Origin of the sequence: Catenibacterium sp. GCM10023432 (assembly GCF_042651925.1) — a bacterium.
In the GTDB taxonomy this organism is placed as follows: domain Bacteria; phylum Bacillota_I; class Bacilli_A; order Erysipelotrichales; family Coprobacillaceae; genus Catenibacterium; species Catenibacterium mitsuoka.
In genome coordinates this window covers 1-1,121 of record NZ_JBHSEB010000112.1, presented here as the reverse complement: position 1 = coordinate 1,121, position 1,121 = coordinate 1, and the positions used below count along the sequence as shown (strand labels likewise).

Here is a 1,121-nt window from a genome sequence, read left to right as displayed (position 1 = left end):
GCAAGCCTGGCTATAAAGTCCGCGTCTAGAGTTTGCCACCGAAAAGATTTGTTCATCAGAAAATTGGCAACGAAATAGCCTATTCATTTTGTATAAGTTTTTATAAATCGTTTTAGGTCTTTTCCACTGTTTCAAAATGATTACTCTGATTTTATGGCGAAGCCATTGACCAAAGATGTCAACGAAGTATTTCATCACGCCTATTCGATAATAGTTAATCCATCCTACTACAATCTGATTGATTCTCTTGAACGTAACTGCAATTGGACGTGCAATTCCTATCCTTCTTATAAGTTCTCTTCTACATTTATCGTAGAGTTTCATCTTGCTCTGATTGGAAGGCTTGCATTTCCATTCACCATTTCTTTGGAGGTAGGTGAATCCTAGAAACTTGCTTTCGGGTGGTCTGACCACTTTGGTTTTAGTAGCGCTGACTTTAAGAAATAGTTTTCTTTCTAGCCATGAAGTGACTGACTTCATTACTCTGTTCGCACTCATCTCGCTCTTAACGAAGATATTGCAGTCATCTGCATATCTTACAAAGCGTAATCCTCTATTTTCCAATTCCTTGTCAAACTTATCTAAATAAACGTTAGAAAGGATTGGAGAGAGTGGACCTCCCTGAGGCACACCGATTCTAGAAGGCTTTACTAAACCATCTTCCATAATCCCTGCCTGCATGAACTTGCGAATAAGATGTAATGTTGTTGAGTCATTCACATTCTTTTCTCTAAGTATTGAGATTAACTTGTCATGATTTACAGTATCAAAATATGCTTCAATATCTAAATCTATAACCCAATCATACCCTTCATTAATATATTCTAGGGTCTTCAGTACAGCCATCTGTGCGCTTCTTCTTGGTCTGAATCCATAACTGAATTCACTGAATGAAGAATCTAGTTTCTTCATCAGCACCTGTGCAACAGCCTGTTGAATAACTCTATCCACTACTGTAGGTATACCTAATGGTCTTTTCTTGCCATTAGGCTTTGGAATATAGACTCTCTTAACTGATTGGGGCTTATACTTCTTATTAAGTATAGAATATCTAATCTCTCTTCTATGCTTATAGAAATATTCATCAAGTTCATCTACTGTCATCTTGTCGATTCCAGATA

Annotated in this window: 1 protein-coding gene; it reads right to left on the bottom strand. The window is 37.0% G+C overall.

The genetic code is table 11. The features are described 5' to 3' along the window. Nucleotides 1-1,121 (bottom strand): group II intron reverse transcriptase/maturase (gene ltrA / locus ACFOZZ_RS13185; RefSeq protein WP_376815416.1); only part of this gene is annotated, 1,121 nt, incomplete at both ends.